Below are 16,847 nucleotides of genomic sequence, written 5' to 3'. Positions count from 1 at the left end.
ACGTAGATCGGGTCCAGCTGCTGCACGGTGGCCAGTGCATTGGCCTGGCCGGCGCTGACCAGCGCACCCTGGGTGACGCTGGACTTGCCGATGCGGCCGCTGATCGGCGCGGTGATGCGGGCATAGCCCAAGGTGACGTTGGCCGCGTCCAGCGAGGCCTTGGCGGCACCGACGTCGGCCTCGGCCTGCTTCTGCGCGGCCACGGCGTTTTCCAGATCCTGCTGGCTGACCGCGTCGACCTTGGCCAGCTCGGTGATGCGCTTGGCGCTGAGGCGGGCAGCGTTGGCGGTGGCTTCGGCACGGGCCAGCTGGGCGCGGGCGCTGTTGGCCTGGGCGCGGTAGCTGGCGTCCTCGATCTGGTACAGCGGCTCGCCGGCCTTGACCATGCCGCCCTCGGTGAACAGGCGCTTGGCGACGATGCCGTTGACCTGCGGGCGCACTTCGGCGACCAGGAAGGCATTGGTACGGCCCGGCAGTTCGCGGGTCAGGCCCACGGTCTCGGGCTTCAGCGTGACCACAGTGACGTCACCCGGGCCCTGCTCGGGGGCCTGGGGTTGGCCGCCGCAGGCAGCCACGGTCGCGGCGATCGCCAGCGACAGTGCAAAGGGTCGGATTCGGCTCAGCAACATGACGGAAAGGCTCTTGGAGGAAGGAATCTCAGAAGACGCTGATACAACGGCTTTCCCCTGTTCCGGTGAAACCCCGCAGATCGCGCCCACCCGGGTGGCGCGGGAGCCGGACAGGCCTGCCACGCACACGACGGGAATGATGGGAACGAAATATACATACATGCTTGTTTGTTTGTAAACCGGTACAATTCAGCCACGTTTCACCCGCACTCGTACCCATCCATGGCCCGCAAGACCAAAGAGGACACCCAGGCAACCCGGGAAGGCATCCTTGACGCCGCCGAAGCCTGCTTCCATGAACACGGCGTGGCCCGTACCACGCTGGAGATGATCGGTGCCCGCGCCGGCTACACCCGCGGCGCGGTCTACTGGCACTTCAAGAACAAGAGCGAGGTGCTGGCCGCGATCGTCGAGCGCGTGCACCTGCCCTTCATGCAGGAACTGGAGCGCACCTCGACCGACCAGCGCGACACCCCGGTGCACGACCTGCGCGCGGTGATGATCCACTCGTTCATCGAACTGTCCGAGGACGAGCGCCTGCGCAAGACCATGGAGATCATGCTGCGCAGCGATGCCTCGGCCGACACCAAGGTGCTGACCGAGCTGCAGCAGGCCGGCTTCCGCGACGGACTGGAACGGATGGAGCGCGCCCTGCGCCGCGCCCGCGATCTGGGCCAGCTGCGCGAAGGCGCCGATCCGAAGATCGCCGCACGCATGCTGCACGCCACCGTGCTGGGCGTGCTGCACGGCGCGATGGTCGAACCGGAACTGATGGACCTCAAGCGCGATGGCATGCTCGCACTGGACATGACCCTGGCCGCCTACGTGAAGGACGGCGTGTTCGTGCCCGGCACCGTGCCCGAGCCGCTGCCCGAAGCGTGAGCAGCGCTGCTGCCGCCACCGCCGCGCCCATCTGAGGACAGCCCCATGATCCTGGACAACGTGGTGTGGGGCTTCGTCGGGTGCGGCAGCGTCACCGAGAAAAAGAGTGGCCCGGCCCTGGCCAGCACGCCGGGCTCACGGGTAGCGGCAGTGATGCGCCGCAATGCGGCACTGGCTGAAGACTACGCGCGACGCCACGGGGTTCCCCGCTGGTACGCGGATGCCGATGCGCTCATCGCCGATCCGGAAGTGAACGCGATCTACGTTGCAACGCCCCCCTCCACGCACATGCACTATGCGCTGCAGGCGATTGCAGTGAGCAAGCCGGTCTACATCGAAAAGCCGATGGCCATGGACCATGGCGAGTGCCAGCGCATCATCGCGGCCAGTGCCCGCAGCGGCGTGCCGGTGTTCGTGGCCTACTACCGCCGTGCCCTGCCCCGCTTCGCGAAGGTGAAACAGCTGCTGGACAGCGGCGCGATCGGCACACCGCGCAGCGTGCGCGCCAGCCTGCACCGGCCACACTCGATGCAGGCAGCGTCACCGGACTTCTGGCGGACCAATCCCGCGATCTCCGGTGGCGGCCTGTTCGTCGATCTGGGCTCGCACACGCTGGATCTGCTCGACCATCTGCTGGGGCCTTTGATCGATGTCCATGGCCTGGCCAGTTCGCTGACCGGTGCCTACGCCGCCGAGGACAGTGTCTCGGTGTGCTTCCGTACCGGCAACGGCGCGCACGGCATCGCGCAATGGAGCTTCTGCGCCTTCCGCCGCCAGGATGAGGTGGAGATCACCGGCGACCGCGGGCAGCTGCGCTTTGCCACCTTCGAAGACGTTCCGGTCGTGCTGGACACCGATGCCGGCGTGCAGGCGTTCGATATTCCGAACCCGCCGTCGGTCCAGCAGCCTTTGATCGCTTCCATCGTGGACGAGCTGCGTGGCAACGGGCGCTCACCGTCGACCGGCATCAGCGCCGCGCGCACCAGCGCAGTGATCGATCAGGTGCTACAGGCCTACCGCGTCAGGCACCCGCACTGACCAACAACAAAAAGGCCGCCTTTCGGCGGCCTTTTCTGTTGCAGTGGGTGGGGTCGGAGCCCCTCGCAACGGAGAGGGATCCGACCCCGTCGGACGTTACAGGATGTAGCGGCTCAGGTCCGGATCCTGCACCAGCTCACCCAGGTGCGCATCGACGTAGGCGCTGTCGATGGCCAGGGTCTCGCCGTCGCGGTCCGGTGCCTCGTAGCTGAGCGAATCCAACAGGCGTTCCAGCACGGTGTGAAGGCGACGGGCACCGATGTTCTCCTGGCGCTCGTTCACCTGGAAGGCGATCTCGGCCAGGCGCTCAATGGCGTCGGCGGTGAAGCTGACCTTGACGCCTTCGGTAGCCAGCAGTGCTTCGTACTGCTTGGTCAACGCGGCCTTCGGCTCGGTCAGGATGCGCACGAAGTCACCCTTGCTCAGCGCGCCCAGCTCGACGCGGATCGGGAAGCGGCCCTGCAGCTCCGGAATCAGATCGCTGGGCTTGGCCAGGTGGAACGCACCGGAGGCGATGAACAGGATGTGGTCGGTCTTGATCGTGCCGTACTTGGTGGACACGTTGGAGCCTTCCACCAGCGGCAGCAGATCGCGCTGCACACCTTCGCGCGACACATCGCCACCACCCACGTTGTCACCACGCTTGGCAACCTTGTCGATCTCGTCGATGAACACGATGCCGTGCTGCTCGCAGGCCTCGATCGCCGCGGTGCGGATGTCGTCTTCGTTGACCAGCTTGCCGGCCTCTTCCTCGATCAGCAGCGGACGCGCGGCCTTGATGGTCAGCGTGCGCTTGTGCGCCTTGGCGCCACCGCCGAGGTTGGCGAACATCGACTTCAGCTGCTGGCCCATTTCCTCCATGCCCGGCGGGGTCATGATGTCCATGCTGACATTGGCGGTCAGGTCGAGTTCGATCTCGCGCTCGTCCAGCTCACCGTTGCGCAGCATCTTGCGGAACTTGATGCGGGTCTCGTTGTCCTGCGCCGACGGTTCGTTGCGGGCGACTTCCGGATCGAAGCCGATGCCACCGCTGCGGCGCGGCAGCAGCGCATCGAGGATGCGGTCTTCGGCGCGTTCTTCGGCCTGGGTACGCACGCGCACCTTGGCCTGTTCGCGGTACAGCTTCACTGCGGTATCGGCCAGGTCACGGATGATCTGCTCGACATCCTTGCCGACGTAGCCGACTTCGGTGAAGCGGGTCGCTTCGACCTTCACGAACGGCGCGTTGGCCAGCGTGGCCAGGCGACGCGCGATCTCGGTCTTGCCGACGCCGGTGGGGCCGATCATCAGGATGTTCTTCGGCATCACTTCATTGCGCAGCTCCGGCACCAGCTGCATGCGACGCCAGCGGTTGCGCAGGGCAATGGCCACCGCGCGCTTGGCGTCGTGCTGGCCCACGATGTGCCGGTCCAGTTCCTGCACGATCTCGCGCGGGGTCATGGTGGCGGAGGAAACTTCGATCTTCGGCATGGTTGTGCTCACGAATTCAGATGCATGTAGAGCCGAGCCATGCTCGGCTGACGGGCAGCCCTGCCGAGCATGGCTCGGCACTACAGAAGAGCGGTCAAAGCTCCTCGACCACCACGTTGCGGTTGGTGTAGATGCAGATGTCACCGGCGATGCCGATCGCCTCGCTGGCGATGGTGCGTGCATCCAGCTCGGTGTGTGCCATCAGCGCACGCGCAGCCGAAAGGGCATACGAACCGCCGGAACCGATGGCGATGATGCCGTCCTCCGGCTCGATCACATCGCCGGTGCCGCTGATGATCAGCGAGGTTTCCTTGTCAGCCACTGCCAGCAGGGCTTCGAGCTTGCCCAGGCGGCGCTCGGTGCGCCAATCCTTGGCCAGCTCGACCGCTGCACGCTGCAGCTGGCCGTGCTTTTCCAGCTTGGCCTCGAACAGCTCGAACAGGGTGAAGGCGTCGGCGGCGGCACCGGCAAAGCCGGCCAGCACCTGGCCATCACGGCCGAGGCGGCGCACCTTGCGCGCATTGCCCTTCATCACGGTGTGGCCCAGCGTGACCTGGCCGTCGCCGGCAATGGCCACGTGCTCGCCGCGACGGACGCAGACGATGGTGGTGGCGTGGAAAACGTTGGGGTTCTGACTGGGGTCCATGATGCCTCCGGGGTGACAGAACCAGAGGTGGGGACTGCGCTGCGCCCTTCAAGCCACCCGCGACCGCCTGCCGCAGGGGCAACGTTCAGCTTTCTCCGCTGCCCTCGTTGCTGCGTCGACGCTTCGCGCGCGGATGCGCGGCGTCGTAGACCTTGGCCAGGTGCTGGAAGTCGAGGTGGGTATAGATCTGCGTGGTGGCGATGTCCGCATGGCCAAGCAGTTCCTGCACGCCACGCAGGTCACCGGACGATTCCAGGATATGGCTGGCGAAACTGTGCCGCAGCATGTGCGGGTGCACGTGCTTGAACAGGCCCTGGCGTTGCGCCAGCTGGCGGATGCGGATCTGCACCGCGCGTTGGCTGATCGGCCCGTTGCGGCCGGGAAACACCGGCGAGGCCGGGCCACCACCACTCTCCGTGCGCCACGCCTGCAGCGCTTCGCGCGCCGGCCGGCCGAACGGCACGCGGCGTTGGCGATTGCCCTTGCCCAGCACGTTGACCAGGCCACTGGCGAAATCCAGGTCGCGCCAGGTCAGCGCGCAGACTTCGCTCAGGCGCAGGCCGGAGGAGTAGAACAGTTCCAGCAGCGCGCGGTCGCGGCGGCCGAGCTCGCCTTCCGGCTCCAGCTCGACCAGCTGCACGGCTTCGTCGGCGTCGAGGACCTGTGGCAACCGGCGCGGTGCGCGCGGTGCCTTCAGCGTCGCCGCCGGGCTGACCTCGATGCGCCCGTGCTTGAGCAGCCAGGCATAGAAGCTCCGGCACGCCGACAACCGGCGCTGCAGGCTCTTCGCGGACAGGCCACGGCGATGCTCATCGGCAACAAACTGGCGCAGCGCGTCGGCATCGAGTGCCTCCACCGCCACGCCACGCGGCTCGGCCCAGACCGAGAGCGCATCCAGGTCGCGGCGGTAGGCGTCGAGCGTATGCGCCGACATCCGCCGCTCCACCTGCAGGTGCTGCAGGAAGGCCTGTACCGCGCTCATCGTCGTGATGTCCTGCTCAGCCCGCGAAGCGCTTCAGGCCGGCGACCAGGGCATCGCCCATCATGCGCAGGAACAGCGTGCCCATGCCCGGATAGAAGCGGTTCGGATCGTGGCTGCCGACCGCGATCAGGCCCACGCCCGGCAGCGGCAGCAGTGCGGTGGTCTGCACCTCCTCGCTGCGCACGCCATACAGCACGGCGTTCTTTTCCGGCTGCAGGCGGCCACAGATCGGCTCGCCGTCCTTCAGGCAGTCGCGGAACGGGCCCAGCTGCGGATCATCGGCGGCGATCACCTGCAGCCAGTCGGCCTGCTCCAGCCCGGCCACCGGCGTGTGCACCACCAGCCGTACCAGGTCCCCGGCGAAATCTTCCTGCAGCGAGGCGGCCATCGCACGCAGGGTATCGGCGGCGTTGTCCTGCTTCATCAGTGCCAGGGTCAGCTGATGCGTGCGCACTGCCAGGCGTTCATTGATCTGGGCGGTGGCGCCCAGATCGGCCAACCGTCGTGCCAGCTCGCGGTTCTTCTCGCGCAGCACTTCCAGCTGGTAGCTGGCCAGCGACGCGGTCGGACCGTCGTCACGCGGCACCACCAGGGTCAGGGCCAGGTCCGGGAACTGCTTGAGGAAGCCCGGATGACGCCGCAACCAGGCAGCGACTTCATGGGCTCCGAGCTTGTCGACGGTTTCGGTCATGCGATCCACTCCCCTTCGAAGACGAATGCGGTCGGGCCGGCCATCACTACCGGCTGGCCATCGCCCGGCCACTGGATGCGCAGGTCACCACCGGGCAGGCTGATGCGCGCGTCACGCTGCAGGCGGCCACGCTGCATCAGGGTCACCGCAGCGGCACAGGCACCGCTGCCACAAGCCAGGGTTTCACCGACGCCGCGCTCATTCACACGCAGACGCGCATGCGCCGGGCCCATCACCTGGGCGAAACCCACGTTCACCGAGCGCGGGAACGATGCATGCTGCTGCAGCAGCGCACCGACGCGCTCGACCGGCGCAGCATCGATCAGGCCCACTTCGATCACCGCATGCGGGTTGCCCATCGACACCGCGGCAAATCGCACGCTTTCCCCCTGCAACGGCAGCAGGTATTCCTCACGCGCGTGGGCGAAGCCCATCAGCGGCACGTTGGCCGGCTCGAAGGCAGGCACGCCCATGGTTACCGCGAACTGGCCCTCGCCCAGCACCTTCACTTCGTGGCTGGCCAACGGGCTGTCGATGACGAATGCATCGCCCTGCGCACTGCCCTCGCGCACCAGCCAGGCCGCGATGCAGCGCGCGCCGTTGCCGCACTGCTCGGAGTTGGAACCGTCGGCATTCCAGATGCGGTAGGACGCCACCGAGCCTTCCGCGCGCGGTGCTTCGATGGTCAGGATCTGATCGCAGCCGACGCCAGTGTGGCGGTCGGCCAGGCGCGCGGCCAGTTCAGGCGTGGGCGGCGCAGTGCCGCCACGCAGGTCGATCACTACGAAATCATTGCCCGCGCCATGCATCTTGCTGAAGCGCAGCGCCTTGGAACCGGCCTTACTCATTCCCGCCGCCCACCTTCTTCGCAGGCGCAGGCGCCGGTTGGGTGGTCGGTGCAGCCGGGTCCACGGTCGTGGCCGGCGTGCCGCTGCCCTGGGTCTCCGCCGGGGTCGCTTCGGTCGCGGGCTCGGCAACGGGTTCAACGGTCTCTTCCACCGGCACCGGCTTCTGCGGCAGTACCAGCGGGCCCTTGTTGCCGCAGGCGGCGAGGAACAGCAGCGAGGCCGCTGCCAGCGGAATCAGGATGGCGTTTCGATGGGGGGTCTTCATGCCCCGAGTATAGCCATTGGCGGCTGAGCGGTAGGTAGAGTCGACTGTTAGTCGACTGCTCTTCGATCAGATAGCGAAAACCCCGCGCTGCGCGCGATAGTCGACTAACAGTCGACTCTACCCCTTGCCGCCCCCATGGGGGCCGCTGGCGGGCCATGTTCAGCCCTCCGACGGTGGCAACGGCCGGGTCCACAGCCAGATCGCCACCACGGTCATGCTGCCGATCGAGAACCACTTCACCCAGGCGATCGGCACGCACCACAGCATGATGCCGGCACATACCGCCATCGTGATCGTGGCCATCCACTTGCCGTAGCGGCTGACCGCCCCGTGCGCCTGCCAGTTGGCGATGGCCGGACCGAAGCGCGGATGCTGCAGCAGCCAGGTGTGCAGGCGCTCGGAGCCGCGCGAAGCGGCCCAGGCCGAAATCAGGATGAATACGGTGGTCGGCAGGCCCGGCACGAAGATGCCGACGATGCCGGTGCCAAGGCTGACGTAGGCCAGCAGCCACCACGCCCAGCGGAAACGCACCACGCGCGGTGGCGTGGTGGCGTCGCGTGGGGCGGAAGGATCTGGCGCGCTCATGGCCGCAAGGATACCGGTTCAGGGTGCCCGGCAGTGCCCGGCACCCTGTCGCGATCACGGCTGGGCGATGCCCAGCTGCTGCAGCACGAACGCGTACGACTCGGACAGCTCGCGGTAACGCTGGAAGCGCCCCGACTTGCCGCCGTGGCCGGCTTCCATGTTGGTGCGGAACAGGATCGGGTAATGGCCGGTGTTGTCGTCACGCAGCTTGGCCACCCACTTGGCCGGTTCCCAGTACTGCACCTGCGAATCCCACAGGCCGGTGCCCACGAACAGCGCCGGATAGGCCTGCTTCTTCACGTTGTCGTAGGGCGAGTAGGACAGCATGTAGTCGTAGTACGGCTTCTGCTCCGGGTTGCCCCACTCGTCGTACTCGTTGGTGGTCAGCGGAATGGTCGGGTCGAGCATGGTGGTGACCACGTCGACGAACGGCACCTGCGCCACCATCACGCGGTAGTCCTGCGGCGCCTGGTTGGCTACCGCGCCCATCAGCAGGCCACCGGCACTGCCTCCGGATGCCGCCACGCGATCCTTCGCCGCCCAGCCCTGCGCCACCAGGGCACGGGTGACGTCGATGAAGTCGTTGAAGGTGTTCTGCTTGTGCAGCAGCTTGCCGTTCTCGTACCAGTCGCGGCCCATTTCCTGGCCACCACGGATGTGGGCAATGGCATACACCACGCCACGGTCGAGCAGGCTCACCGCGGTCTGGTTGAAGTACGGGTCCATCGACATGCCGTAGCTGCCATAGGCGTACTGGAACAGCGCGCCCTTGCCGTCCTTCTTGTAGCCCTTGCGGTAGACCAGCGACACCGGCACCTTCACGCCATCGCGCGCGGTGATCCAGACGCGGTCGGTTTCGTACTTCGACGCGTCATAGCCGATCACCGGCTGCACCTTCAGCTGGCGACGCTCACCGGTGGCGGTATTCAGTTCGAACACCGTGGTCGGGGTGGTCATCGAGGTGTAGATGTAACGCAGCCACGGCGTGTCGGCTTCGGTATTGTCGCCCAGGCCCATCGAATACGCCGGCTCATCGGCCTTCACGTAGTCGCTGCGGCCGTCCTTGAAAAGCAGGCGGATGCGCTCCAGGCCTTCGGAACGTTCGGCGATGGCGGTGTAGCTGTCGAACAGTTCGAAGCCCTCGATCAACACGGCATCGTCATGCGCGATCCAGTCCTTCCACTGCGCGCGCGAGGTGGCATCGGTGGGTGCGGTGACCAGCTTGAAGTTCTTCGCACCGTCGTTGGTGCGGATCACCCAGCGGCCATCGTAGTGGTCGGCGTCGTACTCGACGTCGCGCTGGCGCGGCGCCAGCACGGTGAAGGTGGTCGGGTCGCTGGCGGGTGCATATCGCTCTTCCGAGGACACCGTGCTGTGCACGCCGATGGTGATGAAGCGATCGTCGCGGGTGCGGCCGATGCCCATGTAGAAGCTGTCGTCCTTCTCCTCGTAGACGACGGTGTCGGCGCTGGCCGGGGTGCCCAGCACGTGCTTCTTCACGCGCACGGTCAGCAACGTTTCCGGATCGTTCTCGACGTACAGCACGGTGCGGTTGTCGTCGGCCCAGACCAGGTCGCCGGAGCTGCCGGTGATCACGTCGGGCAGCACCTTGCCGGTGGCCAGGTCCTTGAAGCGGATCGTGTACTGGCGGCGACCGACGTCATCATCGGCCCAGGCCAGCAGCTGGTTGTCCTGACTCACTTCCATCGAGCCGACGCTGAAGTAGCCCTTGCCGGCAGCCATCGCATTGACGTCCAGCAGGACTTCTTCGGCCGCGTCCATGCTGCCCTTGCGGCGCGCATGGATCGGGTAGTCCTGGCCGGTCTCGAAGCGGCTGTAGTACCAGTAGCCGCGCTCACGCGCCGGCACGCTGGAATCGTCCTGCTTGATGCGGCCGACGATCTCCTTGTACAGGGTGTCTTCCAGTGGCTTCAGCGGTGCCAGCAGCTGGTCGGCATAGGCATTCTCGGCCTGCAGGTAGGCCAGCATGTCCTTGTTCTCGCGCTTGTCGTCGCGCAGCCAGTAGTAGTCATCGCTGCGGGTCGCGCCGAACGGCGCCTTGACCACATGCGGGTGCTTGGCGGCATCCGGCGGAACAGGCAGGGGGGCGGCGTTGGCAGTGGTGGTCATCAGGCTGGCAAGCAACAGGCAGAGGGTAGGTTTCATGAAATAAGGCTCCAGGCGCATCAATGCAATGGTCTTCGACGGGGTCAGATCCCTTTTCCCGAAAAGGGATCTGACCCCAATCGCGGCGATGCGGCAACCCTGCGGATCGTCATGGTGCGGCTCCTGCTGGGGTCAGAGCCCTTTTGCGTGCAAAAGGGATCCGACCCCAGCGCGCGGCGTACCATGGGCGCATGAGCACCCTGCCCCACACGCCGGGCTACAGCCGGCGCAGCCATGAAATCGCCCCGTTCCACGTGATGTCCCTGCTGGCCCGCGCCCAGGCGCTGGAACAGGCGGGCCACGATGTGATCCACCTGGAGATCGGCGAACCGGACTTCACCACCGCCGAACCGATCGTGCGTGCCGGACAGGCCGCACTGGCCGCCGGCCATACACGCTACACCGCCGCACGTGGCCTGCCGGCCCTGCGCCAGGCAATCAGCGGCTTCTATCGCAGCCACTACGGGCTGGACATCGACCCCGAGCGCATCCTGGTCACCCCTGGCGGCTCCGGGGCGCTGCTGCTGGCCAGCAGCCTGCTGGTCGACCCCGGCCGCCACTGGCTGCTGGCCGACCCCGGCTATCCGTGCAACCGCCACTTCCTGCGCCTGGTGGAAGGCGGCGCGCAGCTGGTGCCGGTCGGGCCGGAGACCGCCTATCAACTCACTCCGTCGCTGGTCGAACAGCACTGGAATGCCGACAGCGTCGGCGCGCTGGTCGCCTCGCCGGCCAACCCCACCGGCACCGTGCTCTCCGCCGACGAACTGGCAGCCCTGTCGCAGACCCTGCACGCGCGCGGCGGCCACCTGGTGGTGGACGAGATCTACCACGGCCTGACCTACGGCCTGGATGCACCCAGCGTGCTGCAGGTGGACGACAGCGCATTCGTACTGAACAGTTTTTCCAAGTACTTCGGCATGACCGGCTGGCGGCTGGGCTGGCTGGTGGCACCGCCGGCGGCGGTGCCGGACCTGGAGAAGCTGGCGCAGAACCTGTACATCAGCGCCTCGAGCATCGCCCAGCATGCCGCACTGGCGTGTTTCAGCGAGGAAGCGATGGCGATCTTCGAGCAGCGTCGCGAAGCCTTCCGCCAGCGCCGCGATTTCCTCCTGCCGGCATTGCGTGAACTGGGCTTCCGCATCGAAGTCGAGCCGCAGGGTGCGTTCTACCTGTACGCCGATGTCAGCGCATTCACCGGTGACGCGCAGGCGTTCTGCGCCCATTTCCTGGAAACCGAGCACGTGGCATTCACGCCGGGGCTGGATTTCGGCTTCCACCGTGCGAACCAGCACGTGCGGTTGGCCTACACGCAGGAAGTGCCGCGGTTGCAGGAGGCGGTGGAGCGGATCGCGCGCGGGTTGAAGCATTTCCGGTAGCGGGGGGGGGGGGGCGCGGCGCCCCGCCCCCGCCCCCCCCGGCCCGCGGGGGCGCGCCCCGGGGCGGGGGCCCCCGCCCCCGCGGCCCCCCGCGCCGCCCCCCCCCCCCCCCGCTACCCGATAACGGAAAACGCCGCCCTGGGGCGGCGTTTTCCGTTCTGCTTACTTACCGCCGAGGCGTTCCCACAGGAAGCTGTAGGCCAGCGCCGACATGTGTGCGGCCTGCGCGTTGTTGGCTGCGCCGCCGTGGCCACCTTCGATGTTCTCGTAGTAGGTCACGTCCTTGCCGGCGTCGATCATCTTCGCCGCCATCTTGCGGGCATGGCCCGGGTGCACGCGGTCATCGCGGGTGGAGGTGGTGAACAGCACCGGCGGGTAGTTCTTCTTCGCGTCGAACAGGTGGTACGGCGAGAAGGTCTTGATGAACTCCCAGTCGCTGGTATCCGGGTTGCCGTACTCGGCCATCCACGACGCACCGGCCAGCAGGTGGCTGTAGCGCTTCATGTCCAGCAGCGGCACCTGCACCACCACCGCACCGAACAGCTCCGGGTACTGGGTCAGCATGTTCCCGGTCAGCAGGCCACCATTGCTGCCGCCCTGCACACCCAGGTGCTTGGCGGTGGTGATCTTGCGCTTGACCAGATCGCGTGCCACGGCGGCCATGTCTTCATAGGCCTTGTGGCGGTTCTGCTTCAGCGCCGCCTGGTGCCAGCGCGGGCCGTACTCGCCGCCGCCACGGATGTTGGCAACCACGTACACGCCGCCCTTCTCCAGCCAGGCGCGGCCCATGCCACCGGAGTAGCCCGGGGTCAGCGAGATTTCGAAACCACCGTAGCCATACAGCAGGGTCGGGTTGGAGCCGTCCAGCTTCATCGCCTTGTCGTGCACCACGAAGTACGGCACGCGGGTTCCGTCCTTGCTGGTGGCGAAGTGTTGCTCGATCACCTTGCCCTTGGCATCGAAGAAGGCCGGCATGGTCTTCAGCGTTTCCGGGGCCTGTCCGATCTCGGCCAGCGCCAGGGTGGTCGGGGTCAGGTAGTCGGTGGCGGTCAGCCACACCGCGTCGCTGTCGTTGCTGTCGACCGCGGACACGCCCAGCGTGCCGAAGGCCGGCGCGCCGACGAAGCGGCTGGTCTGCCAGCCATTGGCGCCCGGGGTCAGCACCGACAGGCGGTTCTTGACGTCATCCAGCACGTTCAGCACCAGATGGCTCTTGGTCCAGGTGGCGCCGGCCAGCGAGGTGGTCGCAGTCGGGGTGAACAACACGTCGAACTCGCGCTTGCCGGCCAGGAAGTCATCCAGCCTGGTCGCCAGCAGCGAACCGGACGCATAGGTCTTGCCACCCACGGTCCACGGATCACGCAGCTCCAGGGTCAGCCACTGCTTGTGCAGGCCCTTCTCGGCCGAGTTCGGCGCGTCGATCTTGGTCAGCGTGCCATCGTCGCCGCGCAGGTAGATCTCGTTGTTGTAGAACGCCAGCGTGCGGCTGACCAGGTTGCGTTCGAAGCCCGGAGTGTCATCGTGCATCGCCGCGATGTACATGTCTTCCGGCTTGCCTTCATACACCACGCTGGCGGAGGCCATCGGCGTACCACGCTTCCACAGCTTGGCCACGCGCGGGTAGCCGGAGGTGGTCATCGAGCCGGCACCGAAGTCGGTGTAGACGAACACGGTGTCGCGATCGATCCAGTTCAGGCCACCCTTCGACTCGGGACGGAAGAAGCCGTCCTTGATCCAGCTCTTGCTGGATAGATCGAATTCGCGGGTGACGTCGGCATCGGCACCACCGCGCGACAGCGCGATCAGGCAGCGGCTGTAGTCCGGGCGCAGGCAGTCGGCGCCGTGCCAGACCCAGTTCTCGCCCTCGGCCTTGTTCAGCGCATCCAGGTCGAGCACGGTTTCCCACTGCGGCGAGGCCTTGCGGTACTCGGCCAGCGTGGTGCGCCGCCACAGGCCGCGCTCGTGCTGCTGGTCCTTCCAGAAGTTGTAGTAGTAGTCGCCGATCTTCTGCACGGCGGGAATCTTGGCGTCGGAGTCGAGCACCTCGCGGATGCTGGTCTCCATCTGCTTGAAAGCCGGGGTCTGCGCCAGGCGCGCTTCGGACTTGGCGTTCTGTTCCTTGACCCAGGACAGCGGCTTGTCGCCGGTGACGTCCTCCAGCCAGGCGTAGCGATCGGTGTCTTCAGCGGCCACGGCGGTCCCCACCGAGGCAGCGGTCATCATGCCGGCCAACAGGCAGGCGGAAGCGAGTCGAGACATTGCAGCTCCAGGCAGTCATAAGCCGTGGAACGCTAGCATGGATCGCTGCAGCCGCCCCCGTGTCGAAGGTCAGGCCGCGGCGGTCGAGCTACGGCGGCCACCACGGACGGCGCCACGGCCGCGGCGTCGCGCCTGTCCACCGGTGCGACGGGCCAGCCGCAACCACGACAGGCGCGGCGCAGGGAAGCGCAGCAGCGCCCACCAGGCCACCAGCGGCATGCCCACCAGCCACATCGGCAGCCAGCCCAGCCAGGCGTTGCTGCCACGCGCGGCTGGCCAGACCAGTACCAGCGCCAGGCCGGCCAGAGCGACCTGACGCACGCTGCGCAGCAGGCGCGGATGGGCGCGTTCAATGATGACGCGTTCAGTTGCAGGGCGACGAACGGAACGAGCGTTCATGGGGCTTCTCCGGTGGACAATGCAACACAGCTTGGGCAAGGCCCTTCTCACAGGTTGCGACACCATTGACGGATCGCGTGCACACAGTCGACCATGCGCGTGCAAGCCCACTGGAGCCCGCTCCCGCATGACTTCGATCCGCCCGCTCTGCGCCGCGCTGCTGGCCCTTTCCCTGGCCGGCCCCGCCGTGGCCGCCAGTGAGCCGCCGTCGCCCCGTACCAGCGCCTCTGGTGCGGCTGCCCTGGACGCACCGATCGACCTGAAGCGCTTCATGGGCACCTGGTACGTGATCGGCCGCGTGCCGAACTTCATCGAACGTGGCCATGTCGCCAGCGTCAACGAGTACGAACTGCGCGACGCACACAAGGTCGGCATCACCTACCGCTACCGTGATGGCTTCGGCGAACCGCTGCAGGAAGTGCGTGCCCGCGCCAGCGTCGACCCGGACAGCGGCAACCACGGCTGGCGTACCTGGTTCTACCGCGTCGTGCCGACCCATTCGCGGGTGCTGGAAGTGGCACCGGATTATTCCTGGGCGCTGATCGGCTACCCCGGCCGTGAGATGGCCTGGATCTTCTCGCGCACCCCGGACATGGACAAAGGCCTCTACAAGGAGCTGGCCGAGCGCCTGCGCGACGAGTACGGCGTGAACACCGACAAGCTCAAGCGCGTGCCGCAGCACCCCGAGCAGGTCGGCAAGCTGGGCTACGAAGTGCCGAACGTGCGTTGACCGCATGTGGAATAGCCGGCCAGCGGCCGGCACTACCGTTTCCAGACAATGGGTTAGAGCCGGCCGCTGGCCGGCTGCCGCGATGCACCGGGCGACGCCGGGGCAGCACGGGGCGCCGCGTCATTTGCGGCTGTAATGCGCGACCAGGCGGTCGCCGAGCATCTGCAGCAGCTGCACCAGGATCAGCAGCAGGACCACCGTGACCAGGGCCACGTCGGTGTGCGAGCGCTGGTAGCCATCGCGGAACGCCAGGTCGCCGAGGCCACCGGAACCGATCGCGCCGCCCATCGCCGTGAAACCAATCAGCGCCACGGTGGTGACCGTCGCACCGGCAATCAGGCCGGGGCGCGCTTCGGGCAGCAGCACGCGGGTGACCAGCTGCCAGGTGGTGGCGCCCATCGCCTGGGTCGCCTCGATCACGCCCCGGTCGACTTCACGCAGCGCGGTCTCGACCAAGCGCGCATAGAATGGTGCCGCGCCGATCACCAGCGGCACGATCGCACCGCGCACGCCCAGCGAGGTTCCCATCAGGAGCAGGGTGACCGGGATCAGCACGATCATCAGGATGATGAAGGGCACCGAACGCAGCAGGTTCACCACCAGCGCCAGCACGCCATAGGCGAACGGCCGGCGCTTCATCTGCGGTGCGCCGAACAGGTACAGCAGCACACCCAGCGGCAGGCCGATGGCCAGGGTCAGCGGCAGCGAACCGAGCAGCATCAGCAACGTGTCGATGGTGGCCTGGCCGATGTCGGCCCACTTGCCCGCATCCAGGTGGCGGAAGAAGCCGCCGGCAGTAGCGATGATCATCGACGCAGCTCCTCAACATGCACGCCGGCGGCCACGAACGCGGCCTGCGCGGCGGACTGGTCGCCGCCCACCAGGGCGACCACCAGCTGGCCATACGGGGTGTCCTTGATCCGGTCGATACGGCCGGACAGGATGTTGTAGTCGACCCCGGTCTGCCGCGCGACGCTGCCGAGCAGGGGTTCGTAGGTGTCGCCGCCGAGGAAGGTCAGGCGCACGATGCGGCCCCCGACCACGTCGAAATCGCGGTGCAGCGCGCCCTCGTCCACATGCTCCGATTCGCTGACGAACCGGCGCGTGGTCGGGTGCTGCGGGTGCAGGAACACGCGGGTGACCGGCCCGGTCTCGACCATCTGGCCGGCGTCGAGCACGGCCACGCGGTCGCAGACGCGGCGGATCACATCCATCTCATGGGTGATCAGCACGATGGTCAGGCCCAGCTCGCGATTGATCTTCGACAGCAGCGACAGCACAGACGCGGTGGTCTGCGGGTCAAGCGCACTGGTCGCCTCGTCGCACAGCAGGATCTGCGGACGGGTCGCCAGCGCACGCGCAATGCCCACGCGCTGCTTCTGTCCGCCGGACAGCTGTGCCGGGTACTTCTGCGCATGCGCTTCCAGGCCAACGGTCTGCAGCAGCTCGGCCACACGCGCGTCGATTTCCGCTTTCGGCGTGCCGGCCAGCTCCAGCGGGAAGGCCACATTGCCGGCCACGGTGCGCGAGGACAGCAGGTTGAAGTGCTGGAAGATCATGCCGATGCGCCGGCGCAGCGCGCGCAGGCCGTCCGCGTCCAGCGCGGTGACATCCTCGCCGCCGATCAGCAGACGGCCACCGCTGGGCTCTTCCAGGCGGTTGATCATGCGGATCAACGTCGACTTGCCGGCGCCGGAATGGCCGATGATGCCGAATACCTCACCAGCTTCGATGGTCAGGTCCAGCGGTTGCAGCGCGCTGACTTCGCGGCCGGCAACGGCATAGGATTTGTGCAGGCGCTGGAACTCGATCACGGGCGTGGCTCACCGGCTGGGTGACGGAAGGGGGCGTGCAGCCTACCAGCGCCGGCGCTCGCGCGCC

16 protein-coding genes and 1 pseudogene are annotated in these 16,847 nt (G+C 67.1%); 4 read left to right on the top strand and 13 right to left on the bottom strand.

Going from position 1 to position 16,847, the window contains the following annotated elements; all coding sequences use genetic code 11:
• A pseudogene (smeD, locus tag V3B41_RS18435) lies at positions 1–629 on the bottom strand (multidrug efflux RND transporter periplasmic adaptor subunit SmeD); the annotation flags it as partial.
• Between the two features lie 222 nt (positions 630–851).
• Here smeD and smeT point away from each other — a divergent pair.
• A complete protein-coding gene (smeT, locus tag V3B41_RS18430) occupies positions 852–1,511 on the top strand; it encodes an efflux transporter SmeDEF transcriptional repressor SmeT (protein WP_049429262.1) in 660 nt (219 codons plus the stop codon).
• A 45-nt stretch (positions 1,512–1,556) separates the two neighbouring features.
• The gene (locus V3B41_RS18425; RefSeq protein WP_049429261.1) at positions 1,557–2,549 is read left to right on the top strand and encodes a Gfo/Idh/MocA family oxidoreductase; all 993 of its coding nucleotides are present in this window, start codon (positions 1,557–1,559) and stop codon (positions 2,547–2,549) included.
• 96 nt (positions 2,550–2,645) lie between these two features.
• Here the strand turns inward: V3B41_RS18425 and hslU are convergent, their stop codons facing one another.
• The 8 genes from hslU to V3B41_RS18385 form a co-directional block, all read right to left on the bottom strand.
• Positions 2,646–4,019, bottom strand: coding sequence for an ATP-dependent protease ATPase subunit HslU (hslU, locus tag V3B41_RS18420; RefSeq protein WP_049429260.1), 1,374 nt, complete (start codon positions 4,017–4,019; stop codon positions 2,646–2,648).
• 94 nt (positions 4,020–4,113) lie between these two features.
• Entirely contained in the window at positions 4,114–4,665 is a 552-nt protein-coding gene (gene hslV, locus V3B41_RS18415) for an ATP-dependent protease subunit HslV (protein ID WP_005411093.1), read from the bottom strand.
• Positions 4,666–4,750: 85 nt separating this feature from the next.
• The gene (gene xerC / locus V3B41_RS18410; RefSeq protein ID WP_049429259.1) at positions 4,751–5,647 is read right to left on the bottom strand and encodes a tyrosine recombinase XerC; all 897 of its coding nucleotides are present in this window, start codon (positions 5,645–5,647) and stop codon (positions 4,751–4,753) included.
• A gap of 16 nt (positions 5,648–5,663) precedes the next feature.
• A complete protein-coding gene (locus tag V3B41_RS18405; protein ID WP_049429258.1) occupies positions 5,664–6,338 on the bottom strand; it encodes a DUF484 family protein in 675 nt (224 codons plus the stop codon).
• Positions 6,335–7,186 (bottom strand): diaminopimelate epimerase, encoded by an 852-nt coding sequence (gene dapF, locus V3B41_RS18400; protein ID WP_010481382.1) that lies wholly within the window; start codon positions 7,184–7,186, stop codon positions 6,335–6,337. The genes V3B41_RS18405 and dapF overlap by 4 nt, the downstream gene beginning before the upstream one ends.
• Positions 7,179–7,451 (bottom strand): lipoprotein, encoded by a 273-nt coding sequence (locus V3B41_RS18395; protein WP_329861766.1) that lies wholly within the window; start codon positions 7,449–7,451, stop codon positions 7,179–7,181. Before V3B41_RS18395 ends, dapF begins: the two co-directional genes overlap by 8 nt.
• A 159-nt stretch (positions 7,452–7,610) precedes the next feature.
• Positions 7,611–8,036 carry a YbaN family protein gene (locus V3B41_RS18390; RefSeq protein ID WP_049429256.1) on the bottom strand — a complete coding sequence of 142 codons (426 nt, stop codon included), beginning with the start codon at positions 8,034–8,036 and terminating at the stop codon, positions 7,611–7,613.
• 54 nt (positions 8,037–8,090) lie between these two features.
• Positions 8,091–10,202 (bottom strand): S9 family peptidase, encoded by a 2,112-nt coding sequence (locus tag V3B41_RS18385; RefSeq protein WP_329861765.1) that lies wholly within the window; start codon positions 10,200–10,202, stop codon positions 8,091–8,093.
• A 191-nt stretch (positions 10,203–10,393) separates the two neighbouring features.
• Between V3B41_RS18385 and V3B41_RS18380 the strand changes: the two genes are divergently transcribed.
• Positions 10,394–11,578 carry a pyridoxal phosphate-dependent aminotransferase gene (locus V3B41_RS18380; protein ID WP_049429254.1) on the top strand — a complete coding sequence of 395 codons (1,185 nt, stop codon included), beginning with the start codon at positions 10,394–10,396 and terminating at the stop codon, positions 11,576–11,578.
• 162 nt (positions 11,579–11,740) lie between these two features.
• On the opposite strand, the gene V3B41_RS18375 is transcribed toward V3B41_RS18380, so the two are convergent.
• Together V3B41_RS18375 and V3B41_RS18370 are read right to left on the bottom strand one after the other, a co-directional pair.
• On the bottom strand, positions 11,741–13,837 hold the full coding sequence (locus tag V3B41_RS18375) for a prolyl oligopeptidase family serine peptidase (protein WP_049429253.1): 2,097 nt from the start codon (positions 13,835–13,837) through the stop codon (positions 11,741–11,743).
• Between the two features lie 69 nt (positions 13,838–13,906).
• Positions 13,907–14,236 (bottom strand): hypothetical protein, encoded by a 330-nt coding sequence (locus tag V3B41_RS18370; RefSeq protein ID WP_049429252.1) that lies wholly within the window; start codon positions 14,234–14,236, stop codon positions 13,907–13,909.
• A gap of 127 nt (positions 14,237–14,363) precedes the next feature.
• On the opposite strand from V3B41_RS18370, the gene V3B41_RS18365 reads away from it, so the two are divergent.
• Positions 14,364–14,966 carry a lipocalin family protein gene (locus tag V3B41_RS18365; protein WP_049411005.1) on the top strand — a complete coding sequence of 201 codons (603 nt, stop codon included), beginning with the start codon at positions 14,364–14,366 and terminating at the stop codon, positions 14,964–14,966.
• A gap of 120 nt (positions 14,967–15,086) precedes the next feature.
• Here V3B41_RS18365 and V3B41_RS18360 read toward each other — a convergent pair whose 3' ends face one another.
• Both V3B41_RS18360 and V3B41_RS18355 read right to left on the bottom strand, forming a co-directional pair.
• Positions 15,087–15,776, bottom strand: coding sequence for a methionine ABC transporter permease (locus V3B41_RS18360; protein WP_049429251.1), 690 nt, complete (start codon positions 15,774–15,776; stop codon positions 15,087–15,089).
• Complete coding sequence (locus tag V3B41_RS18355; RefSeq protein ID WP_010481369.1) at positions 15,773–16,780, bottom strand: methionine ABC transporter ATP-binding protein; 1,008 nt, start codon at positions 16,778–16,780, stop codon at positions 15,773–15,775. The genes V3B41_RS18360 and V3B41_RS18355 overlap by 4 nt, the downstream gene beginning before the upstream one ends.
• Positions 16,781–16,847 lie beyond the last annotated feature (67 nt).

The sequence above is a fragment of the Stenotrophomonas sp. SMYL89 genome (assembly GCF_036319985.1).
GTDB lineage: Bacteria > Pseudomonadota > Gammaproteobacteria > Xanthomonadales > Xanthomonadaceae > Stenotrophomonas > Stenotrophomonas maltophilia_Q.
This window is presented reverse-complemented; position numbering and strand designations above follow the sequence as displayed.

What these genes read in the sequence shown, in the direction of transcription:
- V3B41_RS18375 (WP_049429253.1), bottom strand. Translation starts at nt 13,837, where the DNA reads ATGTCTCGACTCGCTTCCGCCTGCCTGTTGGCCGGCATGATGACCGCT.
- hslU (WP_049429260.1), bottom strand. Translation starts at nt 4,019, where the DNA reads ATGCCGAAGATCGAAGTTTCCTCCGCCACCATGACCCCGCGCGAGATC.
- V3B41_RS18370 (WP_049429252.1), bottom strand. Translation starts at nt 14,236, where the DNA reads ATGAACGCTCGTTCCGTTCGTCGCCCTGCAACTGAACGCGTCATCATT.
- V3B41_RS18385 (WP_329861765.1), bottom strand. Translation starts at nt 10,202, where the DNA reads ATGAAACCTACCCTCTGCCTGTTGCTTGCCAGCCTGATGACCACCACT.
- dapF (WP_010481382.1), bottom strand. Translation starts at nt 7,186, where the DNA reads ATGAGTAAGGCCGGTTCCAAGGCGCTGCGCTTCAGCAAGATGCATGGC.
- V3B41_RS18360 (WP_049429251.1), bottom strand. Translation starts at nt 15,776, where the DNA reads ATGATCATCGCTACTGCCGGCGGCTTCTTCCGCCACCTGGATGCGGGC.
- xerC (WP_049429259.1), bottom strand. Translation starts at nt 5,647, where the DNA reads ATGAGCGCGGTACAGGCCTTCCTGCAGCACCTGCAGGTGGAGCGGCGG.
- V3B41_RS18380 (WP_049429254.1), top strand. Translation starts at nt 10,394, where the DNA reads ATGAGCACCCTGCCCCACACGCCGGGCTACAGCCGGCGCAGCCATGAA.
- V3B41_RS18365 (WP_049411005.1), top strand. Translation starts at nt 14,364, where the DNA reads ATGACTTCGATCCGCCCGCTCTGCGCCGCGCTGCTGGCCCTTTCCCTG.
- V3B41_RS18390 (WP_049429256.1), bottom strand. Translation starts at nt 8,036, where the DNA reads ATGAGCGCGCCAGATCCTTCCGCCCCACGCGACGCCACCACGCCACCG.
- V3B41_RS18405 (WP_049429258.1), bottom strand. Translation starts at nt 6,338, where the DNA reads ATGACCGAAACCGTCGACAAGCTCGGAGCCCATGAAGTCGCTGCCTGG.
- V3B41_RS18395 (WP_329861766.1), bottom strand. Translation starts at nt 7,451, where the DNA reads ATGAAGACCCCCCATCGAAACGCCATCCTGATTCCGCTGGCAGCGGCC.
- hslV (WP_005411093.1), bottom strand. Translation starts at nt 4,665, where the DNA reads ATGGACCCCAGTCAGAACCCCAACGTTTTCCACGCCACCACCATCGTC.
- V3B41_RS18425 (WP_049429261.1), top strand. Translation starts at nt 1,557, where the DNA reads ATGATCCTGGACAACGTGGTGTGGGGCTTCGTCGGGTGCGGCAGCGTC.
- smeT (WP_049429262.1), top strand. Translation starts at nt 852, where the DNA reads ATGGCCCGCAAGACCAAAGAGGACACCCAGGCAACCCGGGAAGGCATC.